Below are 511 nucleotides of genomic sequence, written 5' to 3'. Positions count from 1 at the left end.
ATATGCGTAAGCAACAGCACCGGAAACGCATACCACAAGTAAGTCGCACCCAACTCAATCACTCGTGTATCGCTGGTTTGTAAACGCATGATGAGTTCGCTACCAAGCGTGATGATCAACGTCACTGGGATAAGCACTTTTAAGCCAAATCGGATGGCGATTCCAGTGACGGTTTTGGCACTGACGGCATCATTTCGCCCCCAATATTGAGCAACGAGCGTGCCGTTGGCAGAGGCTAGACCGGCCATGATCATGATCGCCACGAAATGCCATTTTGACGCAATTCCCACAGCCGCTGTCGCTTCTTTACCAAAGTCACTAACCATGAGAACATCAGCCAATGCCAATATCGCGACAAGCGCGCTTTGGATTGCGACAGGAAAACCTAAGCGAATAATCTGACGTAACAAGTCGCCAGACATAGGATTTGTTTGGTTTTTGATGTCAGTATTGTTCGTCATAGTCACTCCTCAGTTTGTGGGGGAATATAAAACCAACCGAGGCATAAATA

Annotated in this window: 1 pseudogene; it reads right to left on the bottom strand. The window is 47.6% G+C overall.

Annotated features, from left to right (window positions below):
• Nucleotides 1–398: pseudogene (locus tag R7E78_RS30750) on the bottom strand (MATE family efflux transporter); the annotation flags it as partial.
• Nucleotides 399–511 lie beyond the last annotated feature (113 nt).

It is taken from the genome of Vibrio sp. YT-19(2023) (genome assembly GCF_033337395.1).
This window is presented reverse-complemented; position numbering and strand designations above follow the sequence as displayed.